Raw genomic sequence first — 17,408 nt, 5'->3', positions numbered from 1 at the left:
GATTCCTCCTTTCAAAAATGAGAAGAGAATTGTTCTTTTTTGTAGTGGACAGTCGCTAAATATTTAATTGAAGCATTGTGTTGTAATAATTTCAGTAAAATTTGATCTGAATCCTTTGCTGGAACAATCGTCACTATTTCATAATGTCCATTCACTAAAAGTTGTTTTTGTTGAATCTCCATAGAAGGTATGATTTCATCGAGTAATGACAGGCTAGCAATCTCAAAAATTAATCGATGTGTTGGATTACGATCGAATTCCTTTATCTGAATGATCGCATTCTCTTGAATAAGTAAAACGGAGTCTACAAGCTTTTCAAGTAATTTGGTTTCATGACAGGTTAAGAGGATAGTGAGACCTTTGCTTCTTACTTTAGCTAAGATTTGTTCGAAATCATTTTGTGCCTTGGCATCAAGTCCTGACAATGGTTCATCCATTATCAGTAGATCAGTTTCTTCTAGCATCGCCTGCATAATCATCACCTTTTGCTTCATCCCTTTAGAGAAATGGACAATCCTTGTATTTTTTTCCTCTTTTAGTTGAAACATCTCAAGTAATTCTTCTATCTTCTGCAAAAGCTGCTTTTTAGCCATACCTCGTATACAGCCCATGTGATAAAGATATTCTTGAGGTGTAAATAAAATATGAGAAGGAGTTATTTCTGGTACATAGCCAGCTTTTAAAGACGTTTTATGCTTCACAATAGAACCACTGTCTGGTTTAATGAATGCTGCAATAATCTTGAGTAAGGTGCTTTTTCCAGAACCGTTTTTCCCCACTAGAGCAATGATTTGATTGGACGCAATTGAAAACGATACATTCTCTAAAATTGTTTTCCCATTGTATTGTTTACAGATGTTTTGTACTTCCAAAATAGTAGTCATCTTCACACACCTTTATTTTTGGATAATTCTTCTCCATAAAATAATTATAATGAAAATCGACCATTCACTTCAATTAAATTGGTTATATTTCCTGTTTTTAGTTATTTCAGTTACATAAAAAAGTTCTGCTTTTCAAATAGCAGAACTTTTAAGGATTGATTACAACGAACGATATTTTTTTAAACTGATCATATTTAATGTAATGAAAACAATGGCAAAACAAGTAAGAATGCTGAGATTCACTATAATATCAGAAAGTGAATAACCTTTATACATCACACCATTCAATGCGTCCGCAGCATAGTATAGAGGCATGATACGCCCAATGTTTTGAAGCCATTCCGCCATACTATCCAGCGGGAAAATACCCGAAAAGAACACTTGAGGAACAATAACAAGCGGAATAAATTGCATCATTTGAAATTCTGAAGCAGCAAAGCTAGATAGCAACGCACCTAAGGATAACGAGACAAGAGCAACCATCATATTGATGAGTAGGACAAGCCAGATGGAGCCTACATGGACAATATCGAGCACATAAATACCAAACAAGACGATAATAATTGTTTGCAGGAACGCAAATAAACCATAGCCAACCATATAGCCTGCTACAATTTCTGAACGTTTAATCGGTGTCGCTAGTAAACGCTCCAATGTGCCAGAAGTACGCTCCTTTAATAAGGCAATGCCCGTAATTAAAAAAACAAAGAAAAAAACAAAGAAGCCAATGAGCATAGGACTAAATATATCAAAAATAGCCGTATCCTGATCACCATAAACATAGTCCGTTTTCATACTGCCTATAGAGGCTTGTGTAGGCTGTAAGATTTGAGCAAGTTGCATCGTTAAAGCCTTTGCCAGAGAAGGATCATCATTTAATAAAGTTAACTTCCTAACATTTTGCTCTACTGCTAGCCAAGCATTATACTCTTTATCTTGTAGCTGTTTTTTTGAAAAATCATTGTCCACGATAATGGTAAAATCAGTCTCTTTTAATTTGTCGATCAATGGGGCGGGCGCATTAGAGACCACAAGTGTGACGGAAGCCTCTTCACTATTGAAAATAAAATACATTAAGGATAAGACAAGAAGTGGGGCTAAAAACAATAAAGCAAGAGTCCGTCTATCTCTTTTCATTTGTTGGATGATTCTTGTGATGATAGCACCTATTCTCATTGAACGTCACCTCCAGCTTTTACAAACACCTCATCAAAGTCTTTTGCTTGATAATGATCTTTTAACTCTTGTGGGGTACCCTGTGCAATAATATGTCCACTTCTCAGCATGGCCAATTGATCACATCTTTCCGCTTCATCCATCGCATGCGTCGTCACTAAAATGGTTTTTTGTTCTTGATCTTTTAAACGAATCAGTTCTTGCCAAATTTCCTTTTTTAAGACAGGATCTATCCCCACCGTTGGTTCATCCAAAATGAGTAGTTTAGGATTTTGAATAAGGGCAATAGCAAGAGATAATCGACGTTTCATTCCCCCCGAATAATTTTCTACTTTTAGTCGTAAGTCATCTGTTAAACGAACGAGGCTTGCCGCATAGGCTACTCTTTCTATTCGTTCCGCTTTAGATAGTGAATAAAGCTTTGCAAAAAAATGTAGATTTTCTTCTCCAGTTAAATCTGTATAAAGTGCATCTGATTGTGCCATATAGCCAATGTCATTTAATAATTGTTTATGAGGAACATTCAAATCTAATACTTGAATAGCACCACGATCAGGTTTCAGCATGCCCATAATCATTTTGATTAGTGTTGTTTTACCACAGCCTGACGGACCGAGTAAGCCCATTAACTGTCCCTTAGGAACATCCAAAGAAAGGGGGGCAATAACTTGCTTATGTTGAAATCGTTTTTCGAGAGACTTAATAGAGATTGCCTGGTTGCCCATATGGTCCTCACTCCTTCACTGAACACAATGTTGATTTGATAAAAATTTTACGGTAGCATGTGAGCAAATACAATCAACAGTTTGCCAGCAAGTGTTAAGTAAATGGAGGGAAATATGTGTCTGTACATGAAAAAATGAATTTTGAAACGAAGCAAGCCATTAAAAATGCTTTTATCCAACAAGTAGAGGAGGTAGGCTTTGAGCGTGTGACTGTAAAGAATTTAGCGTTTGTAGCTGAAATTAATCGTGGCACGTTTTACTTACATTATTCAGATAAATATGATGTGATGGAGGATTTGCAGCAAGAGCTATTAATGGAGTTAGAGCGCTATGTCAAACATGTTCAGCCGTTGGATGCTTTTCAAACCTTAAAAATGGGGCAACTCTATCAGCCATTTATCAAGGTGATAACATGTATAAAAGAGCATGCACCAGCTTTTCGTATGTTATTAGGAGAGCAGGGGAGCCCTAGCTTTACACAAAAGGTGAAAATGATCTTTGGGAGTCATATTTTGGACAGATTATCGCTTATACGCAAGGAAGCACAGGATCCAGAGTTTCAACAATACTTACAAGCCTTTATAGCATCTGCCATTTTAGGGGTCATTCAGGAGTGGTTGGACAAGGGGAACGAGAACTTAACGGTAGAAGAAATGGTCGCTCTACATTTTCGATTAATACGTTTTTTAGGAAATGTAGTAGGTACTATTTAATGAAAACCGCTACAGCACTGGATCTGTAGCGGCTAGAAATTAGAGATGTAAATCTCGTTTTACAAAAAAACGAATTGCTAGACTATAGCAAAGCAAGCCAATGAGGAAAAGTGTACCTAGCATCCACCAGCAAGAGCTATTTTGTTGGATTAATTGAACGGAATCGAACAATGAATAGATTGTAATGTATTGTAATTTGTCTAGTGAACCACCCATATTGCTTAGTGCCTCAATCAGATAAAAGGCAATGGGAATGCCAGCACTATAGGCATAGGATGTTCTTAAATCTTTCGTGCTGCAGGACATAAGAAAGCAAAACCCACTAATGGCAAAGTGTAATAAAAATAGCCCGAAATTTAACAGCAGTAGGGCCGTTATGTCCAGCTCATTAGGGAATAATATTTCTGCAAAGACAATCATGACCAATGTAGTAACAGCAAGGAGTGTAAAAAGACTGATGATCAAAAATAGTGCTTGTGTAAAGACAATTTTAAAACGTGTATTCGGTGTAGCGATTAAGTATGCCATCGAACCATTATCAATATAGCCCATGATGAGCTTATTGGCTAACATGATAGAAAATACCAAAGGAAGAATCATTAATAAAAATCCATATAAATAGGTGGAGAGAAATTCTATCAAGGTATCGCCAATGCTGGTCATACCAAAGGCTGCCATCATCTCAGGCATTGTTTCTGTTAATTTTTTTAGTGTATCCGTCATTTCTGGGTTATACATATAAATTACACTGACAATATATAGCATTAGTACACCGATAATTATGGTGAATAGTTTAAGAGAGGCAAATAACTCATGCTTGAATAAGGTAAAATTCATGATTAAGCACCTCCACTTTCGTAATAATGCATAAAAATATCTTCTAGTGACTGGGAAATAACGTCTAAGTCTATAATTTTATAGTTAGATAGCGTATGGAGAAATGCTTGAAGGTCTCCCATTATAGTAATCATAACTTTTGTAGAAGAGATACGTTCAAGTACATATTCCTCATCAAGGAAGCGAGTGAGCTCTTGCTCATCTTGAAACTCAAGCATGTATTTTTTAGATTTACGTTTCTTTAGATCTGTAATGGTTTCAGTCGCCACGATTTTACCTGCATTAATAATCGCTACACGATCACAAGTTTTCTCTACTTCTTCAATCATATGAGAGGACATGAAAATGGTCGTTCCTTTATCCTTTTCAGCTAAAATGAATTCAATAAATTTTGTTTGCATGAGCGGGTCTAAACCACTAGTAGGTTCATCTAGAATGACAATTTCGGGATGATGCATGAAGGCACAAACTAAGCCAACCTTCTGCTTCATACCTTTCGACATTTTTTTGATGAGCCCAGAAGCATCTAATTCAAAGAAATGCATTAATTCCTCGGCATGGGTGTAATCATTCATCCCTCTTAACTTAGCAATAAAGTGAATAAATTGCTTACCCGTCATTTTATCAATAAACGCAATTTCTCCAGGTAAATAGCCAACAACTTGTTGAATGGTTGCAGATGCCTCCCGACAATTTAAACCGTTAATGAAACAAGAGCCCTCAGTTGGCTGTAAAAAACCCATTAAATGGCGTATGGTTGTGGATTTTCCTGCCCCATTTGGTCCTAAAAAACCGAACACTTCACCCATTGGAATTTGTAGATGTACATTTTGTATACTATAAAAATCGCCAAACTTTTTAGTTAAATGGTTTACTTCAATCATGGACATGTCACTCACCCCATTTTATTGATACAATAATGTTTTCAAAAATAGAAAATATTCACTAGCCTCTTTCATGCATTGCTCGACTGTTTCGTTAAAGAGCTCTTGATTATCTGCATGCGCTTTTAATCTTTCCTCATAACGATGACTGATGCCATCTGTTACCCATTGAATAGTATCAATTGCCTTTTTTGTATCCAAATTTTCACGGAATAAACTCGTATCAATTCCTTCAAATGCTCTTGCATAAGCATTTTTTTGAAAAGCGGCATTATAATGATTTAGTTCATCTCGTACCTCAGAGCTTGTTTCAGCATAGGCCTTTTTCAAAAAATCAAACAGCGCATGATATTGCTTCATGAGTTCAATTTTAATTTTCATAATCTGTTCATAACGCTTAAAAATATCAGGCTCTGCTAAATCAATTTGGCGATTAAGAGCCTCGGAGAATATAGTAGTTGTATAGTCATATAAGAAAAGATATAAATTTTTTTTGCTACCAAAATAGTGATATAAAATGCCTTTTGAAATATTGGCATTGCTCACAATTTTGTTTGTTGAAGCGGTAGCATAGTTATTGAGCGAAAATTCCCTTAAGGCAGCATTAATAATTGCTTGGCGCTTTTCTTCGGTTAAATTCATAAAAGCTTGATACAATTTTTTACTCCTTTCCGTCATATTTTATGCCATTATATAGAAATTGACTACTGTGGTCAATGTGATTTGGGAAAATAAAAAAGAACATGATTGTGACCATTTCCAATAGTCTCACTCATGCTCTCCATGGCTTCAGTTTACTTATCATAATAATTGTTCAATGCAATTTCTAAACGTTCTTCTAAATGCTTTGAAATATAGCTTAGAACGAATTGCTCTTTGTCCATTTCAATTTGTGCGGACTTAAAAAATTTGGTGAAAAAACCGACTTTATGATTTTGGGAATATTGCTGTAATGCTTCTGTACGTAATGTAGAAACGATTTCATTTTCTATATGACGCTCTCTAATCTTTTGGACAATGTCCTTCACGCTATTTTCTTGCAGCTCGGTAATTTGATTTTGTAGATGCTCATTTTCCTGCTTTAGCTCCAACGTTTCTTTTTGAATTTCTTCCACTTGAAGGACAGAATCGGTCGAAAGACGTTGAATGTTTTTGTCAAGAAAGTCCTGATTAATGTTAACTTGTAACGTCCCTTGCTCTTCATTCGGCAAAATCTGAAAAAGACCTGTTTGAATCATTTGCTGTAGGACGTTTCCAAGCAAATCGATTTTATGTGATAAATCCTCAGAATCCATGGTCGTTGCGGTAATTTGGTGTTTCAGCAGTTGACCGTTATCATCAATACCTAGCAATAATTTAATCCCCCTCACACGATACTCATCCTTCAATAATAAAATCATGCGCAATCTCAATATAGCAGGTAGGTTTAAACGAATATTACTATTTGTATTGGGCGAAGCATTGTCAAAAATATACTGTTCAAACGGTTTTAAATAGTAGCGAAGCATGGCGTCTGTAATATCAAACCAGCCCGCGACTTCTGCAATTGTATAGTGTTTCGATTCATCGATCTCTGCTAAATACCCATCATTATAGAGGTTTTCCTCTAAAGGTGTATGTTGCAGTGCAACATACAATGGGTCATCTTGCACAATTTCAAGTACCATTTCTTTTGCATCATTTACTTTAAGCATCCTTACACACCCCACTTTATTTTTCCCATGACTAAATGTACTCTATATAGGTTTCTATTCGATTGGCAGCAATTGTATGCCTATTTTATGTAGGAAATAGTCATTAGAACGAAGTACCTTTTAATCTTTTATGAATCTTAAAGGAAATTGTACTGATGTTCAGAAGGAAGTTCATACAGAAGAATCACCGTTCTATACATTTTATTTTTTATAGATAAAAGATTATTTTTAGTGTAAAATTACAATTAAATAATCATATTATAATTTTTGAGGTGTAGCTGAAATGAAAAGATTTATTCAAAGTATGTTGTCACTATTTCCATTTCCGTTTTTATTTCATTTTTACGAGTATAATAGTCACCTCTCAAACCAAGAGGCTAGCTTCTTATTTCCGTTATTTCTTTTTTTCATCATTGGAGTTGGCATAGTGTCTAGAAATGTTCATCTACCTTTGTTCATTGTCCTAAATTTTTTAATGACTGCTTTGTCTTTAATGTTAGGCCATTTTTTTATAGATGATGATGGAAGTTGGTTTAAGCCTTTTGGAAGAGACGGAGCCATTATCTTTGTTTCATTTTTTTATGTTTTAGGGCAATTAATTATAAGAGGGAGTATAAACGGAATCATGAGACATAGAGTAAAAGATTAACATTACAATAAGTCGTATAAGAAAGGACCATGCCTTTATAAGAAGAGAGGAAAATATGGTCATTACTATTGATACAGCTAAAAATGAAGATTATATTGCGATCAATCATCTTGGGGAAACGGTTACTTGAACGTGGTAAAGAATGGGGGGCTACATCTATAGAATTAACTGTGTAAGTTCAATACCAATGAAATTGAATTTTACGAGCATTTAGGGATGAAGAGTGTAAACGGAAAAATGGAGATGAATATAGAAATCAAGCAATTAAGTCACTCATGAAATGAAAATGAGCGACTTTTTTTGTTTTCACCCTATAAAGATCGTGTTGATCTACTAACTAAATAATGTCAATTATTAAGAAAAAGTTAAGAATTCTCCTTGCAAATCTTTAAGAAAGTCTCTTTATAGTTAAAAACACCAATAAAGAAAGCAAAGCGAGGAGACAACTAAATGCAGCTTATTACCTTCCTTACTGAATTTATAAAGCATCCAAAAACAATAGGCGCCATATCACCTAGTTCTAAGAAATTAGCGCATAAAATGGTACAGCCTATTTGCTTTGAAACGGCTCAATGCATTATAGAGCTTGGTCCTGGGATGGGGGCCTTTACAAAGGAGCTTGTGAAAAGAAAAAAGTCAGCTACATTGCTTGTTCTCATTGAACATAATGGGATTTTTTGTGAGAAACTGCGTAGGCAATTTGCTCATGTAGCCAATGTTGTAGTGATCCATGGTTCAGCAGAAAATTTGAAGCAATATTTGACGGATTTGAATATCGAAAAAGTAGATTATGTTATTTCTGGACTGCCATTTACATCGTTAAAGGCGGAAGTATCGTGCTGTATTTTAAGAAATGTGAAGGATTGTTTGTACAATGGAAAATTCATTACCTTCCAATACTCACTTGTGAAAAAATCATTTTTTCAAACCTATTTTCAGGATATTTCACATGAGAAAGTATGGATTAATATGCCACCAGCCTATGTATTGAGCTGTAGGCTAGGAAATACGAGGGCCAGCTAATGGAGCTAAAGGATCTTTTATTATTTATTGAACAATATGGCTATTTTGCTTTGTTTTTTAGTTTATGGCTAGGGATCATAGGCATGCCGTTACCAGATGAAATGATTGTCATGAGTGGTGGTTTTCTATCGTCGCTAGGAAAATTGGACATATGGAAATCTTTCTTCCTTACTTATTTAGGCGTTGTTTCAGGGCTTTCTCTAGGATTTATACTTGGAAAACTATTTGGTCATCGTGTACTTGATAAGCTTGTGAAAAAGAAAAGGGCAAAGTACTTATCCAAATCAAAAGAATTGTTAGATCAATATGGACACTTTGCATTAGTCCCGAGTTACTTTATTCCAATTGTTCGACATATCCTCCCTTACTTGGTGGGAATGAATAAGATGCCTTTTAAAACATATGCCTTATTTTCCTATACAACAGGTTTCGTTTGGACATTGATTTATTTTACACTAGGTTTATTATTCGGCAGTCAAATTGAATATATTTCTTTGATTGCTACGAAATATGGTATTTACTTTGGGTTATTCATCGTGATTGTTAGCTGTATTTATTATTTTTATATACGGAAAATAAAAAAATAGCTAAAATGGAAGAACCTTATGAATGATAAATATTTGATTAATGGTGGGATTCGATGAGTAATGAAACAATTTTAATTGTAGATGATGAAAAAGAGATAAGAAATCTGATAGGCATTTATTTGAAAAATGAGGGGTTTCATGTGTTAGAGGCATGTGATGGAGAAGAGGGCTTACAGTTAGTAAAAAAGCATAAAGTACATTTAATCGTACTGGATTTAATGATGCCTAAAGTAGATGGCATTAAAATGTGTATGAAGGTAAGAGAAATAGCAGAAATGCCTATTATTATGCTAACGGCCAAATCTCAAGATATGGATAAGATTGGTGGATTAACAATAGGTGCTGATGATTATGTGACTAAGCCCTTTAATCCGTTAGAGCTAATTGCCCGCATTAAATCACAGCTTCGTCGCTATCTGAAAATGAGTGGCATAAATAGCAGCAATAAAGAGGAGCTGGAAGTTGGGGATCTACGGATCAATACAGCGACACATGAAGTTTTTGTTAACAATGAAAGAGTAAAGCTGACACCTAGGGAGTTTGCTATTTTGGAATTGCTTGTTAGTAACCCTGGCATTGTCATGAGTGCAGAGCAAATCTATGAAAAAGTTTGGAAAGAGGAAGCATTTCAATCAGAAAATACTGTAATGGTACATATTCGAAAAATTAGAGAGCGAATTGAGGCAAATCCAAGGAATCCACAATATATTAAAACCGTATGGGGAGTAGGGTATAAAGTTGAAAAAGTTCTTTAGGCTTTTAAAGTTCCCAAGGTTTCTGAAATATATTGGTGCGAAAATAAAAATTAATATTCAACATAGCATTCGCATTCAACTATTTACAACGTTTTTATTATGTGCACTTGGCAGTTTTTTAGTGGCTCGTGCAGTAGTGCCATTTTTTGAGAATATCAATGAGACCGTGATTGTGGATTATAGTGGTAGTATGAAGATGATGTATTATCATGCACAGGATACAGCAGCATTGGCAACCCAAGAAAATAGTGTTGAAGCATTAAGAGAATTGATCAATCAAGAAAATGGAAAAATAGAAAATGAGGATAATGCATTAAAAATTGTCGTCACAGATGAAACAGGGAAGATCTTATATAAAACAAAGCAGGTAAAGGAGCAACAAATCGATTTGCATGAAGAAATAAGGCATGTCATGGACCTTACAATGAATCAACCTTTTGAAAATGCCCATCATGTGATCGAAACTTCTCGTAAGGAGTTTACTACATTAGTGCCACTAACTTTACAAGATAAAAATTATTATTTCTTTGTTAGTGGGCTTCCACAAGGAGAAGCCATCACCAGTACGAATGAAGGCCCCATACCTTTTTTCATTGGTGTTATGTTGTTTATCGTATCATTTTTCTCTATAACAAAACGCAAAATGGATCAAATTGAGGCATTAGCGGAGGGGGTTATGGAAATTGCAAAAGGAAATTTAGCCTTTCGTATTGAGAAAAAAGGCCAGGATGAAATTGCTTTACTAACGGATAATGTTAATCAAATGGCAGAAGAAATTATGACAAGTATCGAGATGGAGAGAAAAATTGAGCAACAGAAAAACGAGCTCATTACTAATGTTTCACATGACCTTAGAACACCTCTTACCTCAATTATGGGTTATTTACGTTTATTAAGAGAAGAAAAGTATGAGACGAAAAAGCAATATGACGAATATTTGAAAATAGCCTTTTCTAAATCCGAGCAATTAAAAAATTTAATAGACGATTTATTTGAATATACTAAGCTCACGAATGATAAAAATACTTTAATGCGACAACAAGTTTGTGTAAATGAGCTGCTCGAACAACTAATGGAGGAATTAGTGCCATTAGCGGAGGAGAAACAACGTATTTTTATAAAACATTTTCCAGAGAGACGTTTTTTTGCTGCGCTGGATTCGGAAAAGATTGTCCGAGTATTTGATAATCTACTCATCAATGCGATCAATTATAGTACAGCTGAAGGAAAAATTATGGTTTCCCTTGAAGGACAAGCAAATCATGTACGTATTTGTGTAGCGAATCAAAGTGATGCCTTTACATCGGTAGAGCTTGCTAGTTTATTTGAGAGATTTTATAAAAAAGATCAATCGAGAACAAATGTAACCGAGGGCTCAGGGCTTGGACTAGCGATTGCGAAAAGCATAGTGGAGCTTCACGGAGGAACGATTCACGCAAAATACAAAAACGAGACACTGTACTTTATTATCACATTGCCATTAACAGCTTCATAACAGACTACAATGGAAGAATAGTAATAGCATGTTGTGTTTGTTTATGTTGTGAAAGTATGTCTTGCAGGGTTACAAGGGTGGCTGTGTTTCTGATTAATAATTGGATTTCAGTATGCTTGTATTGTCGTTGAAAGTCCATAATATAATCTGCAATGATATGTAAATTATATTGATTTTTAATCTCTACCTCAACGAAAAATGGCAGTGTTAAATCTGGCAGCTTAATACTGCCACCACGTCGAATCCAAATTGCTTCCTGCACATAGTAGCGGATCGGTAATTGGCGGTTACTAGCGATAAAAATATCCATAGAAAACTCCCTTCAGTGTCTAAGTACAGCCTAATGGAAATGCATTCAGTCGTCAAAAGAAAACATGTGAAAATCTGATTGAAGATTTTTTCATGTTTTTTTGTTTGTTTTTTGTTGAATTTGATTTGAATATGTCCGTTTTTTGGACTAATTGTAAAGGGTGTGTAAACATTAATTTAATCCATTGTAAATGATATGTACAGCTAGCTTAAAACTATTAATAATAAAGTCTGACAACAAGGAAAGGGTTGAATGGATTGGCTATCAATGTACAGGAGATGATTTTCCAATTTCTTGGAGGGTTAGGCTTATTTCTTTTCGCTATTAAATTTATGGGAGATGGCTTGCAGAGGGCTGCAGGTGATCGACTAAGAGATATTTTAGATAAATTTACAACAAACCCATTGATGGGTGTACTAGTTGGTATTGTGGTTACAGTTCTCATACAATCAAGTTCAGGTACAACTGTTATTACCGTTGGACTAGTGAGCGCAGGACTTATGAAATTGCGTCAAGCAATAGGCGTTATTATGGGAGCTAATATTGGGACAACCATTACAGCATTTATTATAGGAATAGATGTGGGTGCTTATGCATATCCAATTATGGCAGTGGGCGCAATATGTTTATTTTTCTTTAAGAAAAGTTTCATTCAAAATATGGGGCAAGTATTATTTGGCTTTGCAGGTTTATTTATTGGTTTAGAGCTTATGAGTGGTGGAATGAAGCCGCTTAGAGATTGGCAACCATTTTTAGATTTGACTGTACAAATGTCTGATGTGCCGATCTTAGGCGTATTAGTAGGAACAATATTCACCCTGATTGTTCAATCTTCCTCAGCTACAGTAGGAATATTACAAGGGCTTTATGCTGAAGATTTAATAACTTTACACGGGGCATTACCTGTCTTGTTTGGAGATAATATTGGTACAACGATTACAGCAATTCTAGCCGCTTTAGGTGCTTCTATTGCAGCAAAACGAGCAGCTGCCACTCATTTGCTATTTAATGTAGTGGGTACAATTATCTTTATGCTCATATTGGGATTATTTACGAACTATGTGGAATGGATTGCAGGGGTGCTCAATTTAGAGCCGAAAATGCAAATAGCCTTTGCACATGGAACGTTTAATGTCATCAATACAATCATTCAGTTACCATTCATAGGTGTTTGGGCTTATGTCGTAACGAAACTAATTCCAGGCGAAGATTCAGTTATTGAATACAAACCAAAATTTTTGGATAAAAATTTGCTTATCAAATCACCATCAGTGGCATTAGGTCAAGCAAAAATGGAAGTAGTTCGCATGGGCGAGTATAGTATTCAAGGTCTAGAAGAAACGTTAACGATTTTGAAAACGGATGATGCTAAGTTAATCGGCAAGGTCGGCCAATTGGAAGAAGCCATTAATAATTTAGATCGCAAATCAACGGAATATTTAGTGGAGTTATCAAAACAATCTTTATCAACCCATGATTCCCAAGTGCACCATGCCTTATTTGAAAATATTCGTGATATCGAACGAATTGGTGATCATGTAGAAAATATAATTGAGCTTCTGCAATACAAGGATAGTAATCGCGTTCGTTTAAGTGAACAAGCGATGAAGGAATTAGAAGATATGTTTGTTTTTACATTAGATACTGTGAAAATGTCTATCGAATCCCTTGATAAGCGTGATCTTTCATTAGCACAGCAAGTGATAGAAAAAGAAAATGAAATTGATAATATGGAGAGACGTTTACGTAAATTGCATATTAAGCGATTAAATGAAGGAGTTTGCTCAGGTTCAGCAGGTATTGTATTTGCGGATATTGTGAGTAATTTAGAAAGAATCGGTGATCATGCTTCTAACATAGCGGAAACCGTTATTGCTTAATATAAAGCTGTTCAGTGGAGATAATCTACTGAACAGCTTTTTTATTAGGGGAAGGATAGAATTGTTAAAATGACGGATAGAACCCTCAAACTGTCGGATAGTCATAAGCTTCTATGGCTTCTAAAAAATAAGTTAGGATGGGGGATTGTACTTCATCCTTACGATAAATAAACCATGTAGGAATATGTGCTTGCTTGTTCTTTATCTTGTGCAATGTTAATGCTTGTGTTGCCATATATTTTTCCGCAATGGCACGTGGTAGCAAGGTAATGCCTAACTCAGCAGCAACACAGCCAATAATACCGTCAAGCGTACCAAGCTCCATTCGATTTTGTGGTCGAATCCCTTCTTCATGTAACCAATGTTCTAAGATGGCTCGATAGGAACAGCCATGGCGGAATGTAATCACGGTGCTTCCCTCTAAATCTTTGAGATGCTTAATAGGTTTATGCTTGCTAGAAGTGAGAATAACAAGCTCTTCACAGACAAACTCTTTCATCATTATATTTTCTCTATAAATAGGTCCAGTAACAAATGCGCCATCAAGTTCATAGTTTTCAACCCGTTCAATATTGTGCTGAGAAGGGCTTGTTAATATGGTGATATCCACTTGTTCATATGCTTGATGAAATGTGCTTAACAAAGTTGGTAAATGTAAGGCTGCAGTTGTTTCCATTGAACCAATTCGTAAAACGCCTCGTTGTTCTTCTGTATCATGTATGATCTCAAAGGTTTTTTCATAGAGATGAAGCATTTTTAGGACTAACTCGTAGAATTGTTCTCCTTTTGGTGTTAGCCGTATTCCTCGATGTCCACGATAAAAAAAGGTTGTATCGTAGAGTGCCTCAAGACTTTGTATTTTCATAGAGATGTTGGATTGAGTGTAATTAAGTGCTGTGGCAGCTTTAGAAAAGCTACCTGTTTGGACGACTGTTCGAAAAATCGTTAAATCATTAATATTCATATGCCCTCCAGTTATCAATTTTATTGATACTTATTATAAAGAATTAGATCTATTTGTGATACCTAGATGTTCGATATAGTGAAATAGAAGGAGTGATGATATGCACAAGCAAACCGTACGCTATTTAATCGGGGGCATTTTTGCTTTAGTTATTGCTATGGGCATCGGACGTTTTTCGTATACGGTTATTTTACCTTATATGCAAGAAGCTTTTGAATTTAGCCGAGCGACAGCAGGTTACTTAGCAACGAGTAATTACTTGGGCTATTTGATTGGAGCCTGGGTGGCAGGCCGTTTACCAATAGGGAATAAACGTATTCTCTTTTTGCAAATTACCCTTGTTATCAGCATTTTAACAACAGCCTTCATGGGCTTTACAAGTGTAATCATCATTTGGTATTTATTACGATTTATATCGGGTGTTGTGAGTGCTTTTATTTTTGTTGTTATAACAAGCCTTATACTAGACCAGTTAGCCAGCAGTAGTCATATGCATCTATCGGGGCTGTTCTATAGTGGGGTAGGAATAGGGATTGCATTAAGTGCGGTAATTGTTTCACCAATCCAAGCTGTTTTCCATTGGAATGGAACATGGATCGTATTAGCTTTATTTAGTATTGTATTGTTTGTCTTGATTGTACTATTCATTAAGCCTATTACACCAAGTAAACAACTAGTGGAAAGCCAGATAATTTCACAGAAAACGCCTCCTCAGTCTTGGATGAAATGGTTAATCATCGCTTATAGCTTAGAGGGGCTTGGCTATATTGTCACAGGCACATTTATTGTATCAATTGCACAGGAGTCGACAAGCTTTCATGGAGATGCAGCCTTTGTATGGTTTGTTGTGGGTGTTGCAGCAATTCCCTCATGTATCGTTTGGTCTAAGCTAGCACAGCGCTATGGCCATGTGAAAATTTTGCTCATCTCTATGCTACTGCAAGCGATAGGTATTGTTTTACCTGCGCTAGCTACAAATTCGATGACCCTTTATGCTAGTGCCTTCATTTTTGGGGCAACCTTTATGGGAATTACAACACTTTGTACAACATTAGCGAGGAAGCTTGCACCAATTAATAGTCATCAAATAATAGGGTATTTAACAGCTGGCTATGCGCTTGGACAAATGATTGGTCCATCCATTGCTGGAACACTTGCAAGTTACACAAATAGCTATCAGTATGCCTTAGTTGGGGCTTCCTTAGTAGTAATGCTGGGAGGATTATGTTTAATAGGTGGCGTAAAATATGAAGCGGCAACTAAATAAAAAAGTAAGTAAGGTATGATGCGCCTTACTTACTTTGAAATTAATGGATATCGCGTTTCTTAAAGTTACCACCACGAACTTCTGACACGTCAGAAATGACAACAAAAGCGCCTTCGTCGATGTCTTTAATAATCGAAACTAATTTATTTTCTTCCATACGGTTAATGACACAGTTTAAGATTTCTGTTGGTTCATTGGAGAAACCACCACGTCCATGTGTATAGGTAACACCACGTCCTAAGCGGGCTTGAATAGCGTCTCCAATCTCCTCGGATTTTCCACTAACCACACGAACTTCTTTTGATTTTTCTAAACCAACTTGGATTATATCGATAACATTTTTGGCAATATAGTAAGTTAACGCTGAGTAAAGAGCACTCTCTAAGCCAAAGATAAAGCTTGCCCCTATGAAAATAAAGGCATTGATAAATAATATAATATCGCCGACTGAAAATGGAATCTTACGTGACAATAGTACAGCTAAAACCTCTGAGCCATCTAAAGCGCCACCATTTCGTAGGACAATACCAATCCCCACACCAAGGAGCATACCGCCAGATAAAACAATTAGGAGGGGATCATTTGGGCCTAAAATGGTTTTGACGTCATGTAAAAGCACTGTAGAAATCGATAAAGCTGCAATACCAGCACTACTCATTAAGGCAAAGGTTTTTCCAACTTGCTTGTAGCCGATATAAATGAACGGAATATTTAATACAAAGAGCAGTACGCCTAATGGGATACCGAAGAGGTGCGCACCCATAATACTAAGACCTGTTACACCGCCATCAATGACAGCATTCGGAATTAACACGGCCTCTAGTCCGTATGCGGCTATAACTGCCCCAATAATGATCATAATTAATTTTCGTATATTTTCTAGTGACTTTCCTTTTTTCATAAATCTTCTCCATTTCTCTACGTCAATAGTACCTAAGGTTTTGGAATAATATTTAAAGCAATTGTTTTAGTCTCCAAACCTTTGTTTGAGTCGGTCATATTATAGTATTTAGTTAATAAATCGTTTAATTCATTTTCAAAGTTTTTGAATTGATCGTCCGTTAACGTTAAGTCGATTAAAGAAAAAGTTGCTAAATCTGTTGTGCTTTCTTTTTCATCAAGTGATTGCAAATAATTTTGATATTGAGATAGTAAAGCCAATTGATAGTAGGAAATATAATTTAATTTTTGCTTGGTTGTGAGTTGAGTCCAATCCTCCTTACTAAGTTTTGCTGCTCCTTCATTTAATGCATAAAACTTCTCTGTAACTGAACGAACTTTTCGCTCTTTCACAATTTTTATAATATTTTCATCGACTAAAATTTGGATATGACGATATAGAGTGGCTTGTGGTACATCTTTAATGACAGAAATCATCTCCAATGTGCTTAAACCCTCTTCTTTATTGTGCATCAGAGCTTGTAAAATTTTCATTCTCACAGGGTGCATTAATACCTCTGCTTTATTACGCATAAACCGATCCTCCTACCAGAAAATGAGATAGTATCAAGGGAAGCATTCAAATGTTATCAATTTGAGAACATTATCAAAAAATATATTATAGC

General features: G+C 35.7%; 19 protein-coding genes. 8 read left to right on the top strand and 11 right to left on the bottom strand.

Translation table 11 applies throughout. The annotated features are described in order from the left end of the window. Nucleotides 1–11: 11 nt before the first annotated feature. From QH639_RS22590 to QH639_RS22580, 3 genes are all read right to left on the bottom strand, one after another. Nucleotides 12–884, bottom strand: a complete 873-nt coding sequence (locus tag QH639_RS22590) for an ABC transporter ATP-binding protein (protein ID WP_259419224.1) — start codon at nucleotides 882–884, stop codon at nucleotides 12–14. A 159-nt stretch (nucleotides 885–1,043) separates the two neighbouring features. Further along, nucleotides 1,044–2,060, bottom strand: a complete 1,017-nt coding sequence (locus tag QH639_RS22585) for an ABC transporter permease (RefSeq protein ID WP_131519582.1) — start codon at nucleotides 2,058–2,060, stop codon at nucleotides 1,044–1,046. Then, on the bottom strand, nucleotides 2,057–2,785 hold the full coding sequence (locus QH639_RS22580; RefSeq protein WP_131519583.1) for an ABC transporter ATP-binding protein: 729 nt from the start codon (nucleotides 2,783–2,785) through the stop codon (nucleotides 2,057–2,059). The genes QH639_RS22585 and QH639_RS22580 overlap by 4 nt, the downstream gene beginning before the upstream one ends. Before the next feature lie 116 nt (nucleotides 2,786–2,901). Here QH639_RS22580 and QH639_RS22575 point away from each other — a divergent pair, with 116 nt between their 5' ends. After that, nucleotides 2,902–3,498 (top strand): TetR/AcrR family transcriptional regulator, encoded by a 597-nt coding sequence (locus tag QH639_RS22575; protein ID WP_237899887.1) that lies wholly within the window; start codon nucleotides 2,902–2,904, stop codon nucleotides 3,496–3,498. Nucleotides 3,499–3,537: 39 nt separating this feature from the next. Here QH639_RS22575 and QH639_RS22570 read toward each other — a convergent pair whose 3' ends face one another. The 4 genes from QH639_RS22570 to QH639_RS22555 all read right to left on the bottom strand — a co-directional run bounded on the left by QH639_RS22570 (nucleotide 3,538) and on the right by QH639_RS22555 (nucleotide 6,913). Next, nucleotides 3,538–4,335, bottom strand: a complete 798-nt coding sequence (locus tag QH639_RS22570) for an ABC transporter permease subunit (RefSeq protein WP_175400711.1) — start codon at nucleotides 4,333–4,335, stop codon at nucleotides 3,538–3,540. 2 nt (nucleotides 4,336–4,337) lie between these two features. Continuing rightward, the gene (locus QH639_RS22565) at nucleotides 4,338–5,225 is read right to left on the bottom strand and encodes an ABC transporter ATP-binding protein (protein ID WP_281115314.1); all 888 of its coding nucleotides are present in this window, start codon (nucleotides 5,223–5,225) and stop codon (nucleotides 4,338–4,340) included. Nucleotides 5,226–5,240: 15 nt separating this feature from the next. Continuing rightward, a complete protein-coding gene (locus QH639_RS22560) occupies nucleotides 5,241–5,876 on the bottom strand; it encodes a TetR/AcrR family transcriptional regulator (protein ID WP_259419223.1) in 636 nt (211 codons plus the stop codon). Nucleotides 5,877–6,013: 137 nt separating this feature from the next. Continuing rightward, the gene (locus QH639_RS22555) at nucleotides 6,014–6,913 is read right to left on the bottom strand and encodes a hypothetical protein (protein ID WP_131519588.1); all 900 of its coding nucleotides are present in this window, start codon (nucleotides 6,911–6,913) and stop codon (nucleotides 6,014–6,016) included. 283 nt (nucleotides 6,914–7,196) lie between these two features. Here QH639_RS22555 and QH639_RS22550 point away from each other — a divergent pair, with 283 nt between their 5' ends. The 5 genes from QH639_RS22550 (at nucleotide 7,197) to QH639_RS22530 (ending at nucleotide 11,422) form a co-directional block, all read left to right on the top strand. Next, nucleotides 7,197–7,562 carry a hypothetical protein gene (locus tag QH639_RS22550; RefSeq protein WP_259419222.1) on the top strand — a complete coding sequence of 122 codons (366 nt, stop codon included), beginning with the start codon at nucleotides 7,197–7,199 and terminating at the stop codon, nucleotides 7,560–7,562. Nucleotides 7,563–8,012: 450 nt separating this feature from the next. After that, complete coding sequence (locus QH639_RS22545; protein ID WP_259419221.1) at nucleotides 8,013–8,585, top strand: class I SAM-dependent methyltransferase; 573 nt, start codon at nucleotides 8,013–8,015, stop codon at nucleotides 8,583–8,585. After that, entirely contained in the window at nucleotides 8,585–9,172 is a 588-nt protein-coding gene (locus QH639_RS22540) for a DedA family protein (RefSeq protein ID WP_281115313.1), read from the top strand. The genes QH639_RS22545 and QH639_RS22540 overlap by 1 nt, the downstream gene beginning before the upstream one ends. Nucleotides 9,173–9,225: 53 nt before the next feature. Continuing rightward, nucleotides 9,226–9,927 (top strand): response regulator transcription factor, encoded by a 702-nt coding sequence (locus QH639_RS22535; protein WP_131519591.1) that lies wholly within the window; start codon nucleotides 9,226–9,228, stop codon nucleotides 9,925–9,927. After that, the gene (locus tag QH639_RS22530; protein ID WP_281115312.1) at nucleotides 9,911–11,422 is read left to right on the top strand and encodes a sensor histidine kinase; all 1,512 of its coding nucleotides are present in this window, start codon (nucleotides 9,911–9,913) and stop codon (nucleotides 11,420–11,422) included. Before QH639_RS22535 ends, QH639_RS22530 begins: the two co-directional genes overlap by 17 nt. A gap of 4 nt (nucleotides 11,423–11,426) precedes the next feature. On the opposite strand, the gene QH639_RS22525 is transcribed toward QH639_RS22530, so the two are convergent. After that, on the bottom strand, nucleotides 11,427–11,732 hold the full coding sequence (locus tag QH639_RS22525; protein ID WP_131519593.1) for a hypothetical protein: 306 nt from the start codon (nucleotides 11,730–11,732) through the stop codon (nucleotides 11,427–11,429). Nucleotides 11,733–12,010: 278 nt separating this feature from the next. On the opposite strand from QH639_RS22525, the gene QH639_RS22520 reads away from it, so the two are divergent. Next, nucleotides 12,011–13,612 (top strand): Na/Pi cotransporter family protein, encoded by a 1,602-nt coding sequence (locus QH639_RS22520; protein ID WP_193767297.1) that lies wholly within the window; start codon nucleotides 12,011–12,013, stop codon nucleotides 13,610–13,612. Nucleotides 13,613–13,697: 85 nt separating this feature from the next. On the opposite strand, the gene QH639_RS22515 is transcribed toward QH639_RS22520, so the two are convergent. Continuing rightward, nucleotides 13,698–14,576 (bottom strand): LysR family transcriptional regulator, encoded by an 879-nt coding sequence (locus tag QH639_RS22515; RefSeq protein ID WP_237899895.1) that lies wholly within the window; start codon nucleotides 14,574–14,576, stop codon nucleotides 13,698–13,700. Nucleotides 14,577–14,676: 100 nt separating this feature from the next. Between QH639_RS22515 and QH639_RS22510 the strand changes: the two genes are divergently transcribed. After that, entirely contained in the window at nucleotides 14,677–15,843 is a 1,167-nt protein-coding gene (locus tag QH639_RS22510) for a YbfB/YjiJ family MFS transporter (RefSeq protein WP_259419219.1), read from the top strand. A 40-nt stretch (nucleotides 15,844–15,883) separates the two neighbouring features. Here QH639_RS22510 and QH639_RS22505 read toward each other — a convergent pair whose 3' ends face one another. Both QH639_RS22505 and QH639_RS22500 read right to left on the bottom strand, forming a co-directional pair. After that, a complete protein-coding gene (locus tag QH639_RS22505) occupies nucleotides 15,884–16,744 on the bottom strand; it encodes a YitT family protein (protein ID WP_004232402.1) in 861 nt (286 codons plus the stop codon). Nucleotides 16,745–16,776: 32 nt separating this feature from the next. Then, nucleotides 16,777–17,316 carry a transcriptional regulator gene (locus QH639_RS22500; RefSeq protein WP_259419218.1) on the bottom strand — a complete coding sequence of 180 codons (540 nt, stop codon included), beginning with the start codon at nucleotides 17,314–17,316 and terminating at the stop codon, nucleotides 16,777–16,779. Nucleotides 17,317–17,408: the final 92 nt, after the last annotated feature.

The organism is Lysinibacillus sp. 1 U-2021, assembly GCF_029916965.1.
GTDB lineage: Bacteria > Bacillota > Bacilli > Bacillales_A > Planococcaceae > Lysinibacillus > Lysinibacillus capsici.
The sequence above is the reverse complement of the archived record's forward strand: the minus strand, read 5'-3'. Positions and strand labels throughout refer to the sequence as shown.

Coding starts and splice junctions, on each gene's coding strand:
- QH639_RS22545 (WP_259419221.1), top strand. CDS start 8,013: ATGCAGCTTATTACCTTCCTTACTGAATTTATAAAGCATCCAAAAACA.
- QH639_RS22510 (WP_259419219.1), top strand. CDS start 14,677: ATGCACAAGCAAACCGTACGCTATTTAATCGGGGGCATTTTTGCTTTA.
- QH639_RS22580 (WP_131519583.1), bottom strand. CDS start 2,785: ATGGGCAACCAGGCAATCTCTATTAAGTCTCTCGAAAAACGATTTCAA.
- QH639_RS22570 (WP_175400711.1), bottom strand. CDS start 4,335: ATGAATTTTACCTTATTCAAGCATGAGTTATTTGCCTCTCTTAAACTA.
- QH639_RS22555 (WP_131519588.1), bottom strand. CDS start 6,913: ATGCTTAAAGTAAATGATGCAAAAGAAATGGTACTTGAAATTGTGCAA.
- QH639_RS22500 (WP_259419218.1), bottom strand. CDS start 17,316: ATGCGTAATAAAGCAGAGGTATTAATGCACCCTGTGAGAATGAAAATT.
- QH639_RS22515 (WP_237899895.1), bottom strand. CDS start 14,576: ATGAATATTAATGATTTAACGATTTTTCGAACAGTCGTCCAAACAGGT.
- QH639_RS22520 (WP_193767297.1), top strand. CDS start 12,011: ATGATTTTCCAATTTCTTGGAGGGTTAGGCTTATTTCTTTTCGCTATT.
- QH639_RS22525 (WP_131519593.1), bottom strand. CDS start 11,732: ATGGATATTTTTATCGCTAGTAACCGCCAATTACCGATCCGCTACTAT.
- QH639_RS22590 (WP_259419224.1), bottom strand. CDS start 884: ATGACTACTATTTTGGAAGTACAAAACATCTGTAAACAATACAATGGG.
- QH639_RS22505 (WP_004232402.1), bottom strand. CDS start 16,744: ATGAAAAAAGGAAAGTCACTAGAAAATATACGAAAATTAATTATGATC.
- QH639_RS22540 (WP_281115313.1), top strand. CDS start 8,585: ATGGAGCTAAAGGATCTTTTATTATTTATTGAACAATATGGCTATTTT.
- QH639_RS22565 (WP_281115314.1), bottom strand. CDS start 5,225: ATGTCCATGATTGAAGTAAACCATTTAACTAAAAAGTTTGGCGATTTT.
- QH639_RS22585 (WP_131519582.1), bottom strand. CDS start 2,060: ATGAGAATAGGTGCTATCATCACAAGAATCATCCAACAAATGAAAAGA.
- QH639_RS22535 (WP_131519591.1), top strand. CDS start 9,226: ATGAGTAATGAAACAATTTTAATTGTAGATGATGAAAAAGAGATAAGA.
- QH639_RS22550 (WP_259419222.1), top strand. CDS start 7,197: ATGAAAAGATTTATTCAAAGTATGTTGTCACTATTTCCATTTCCGTTT.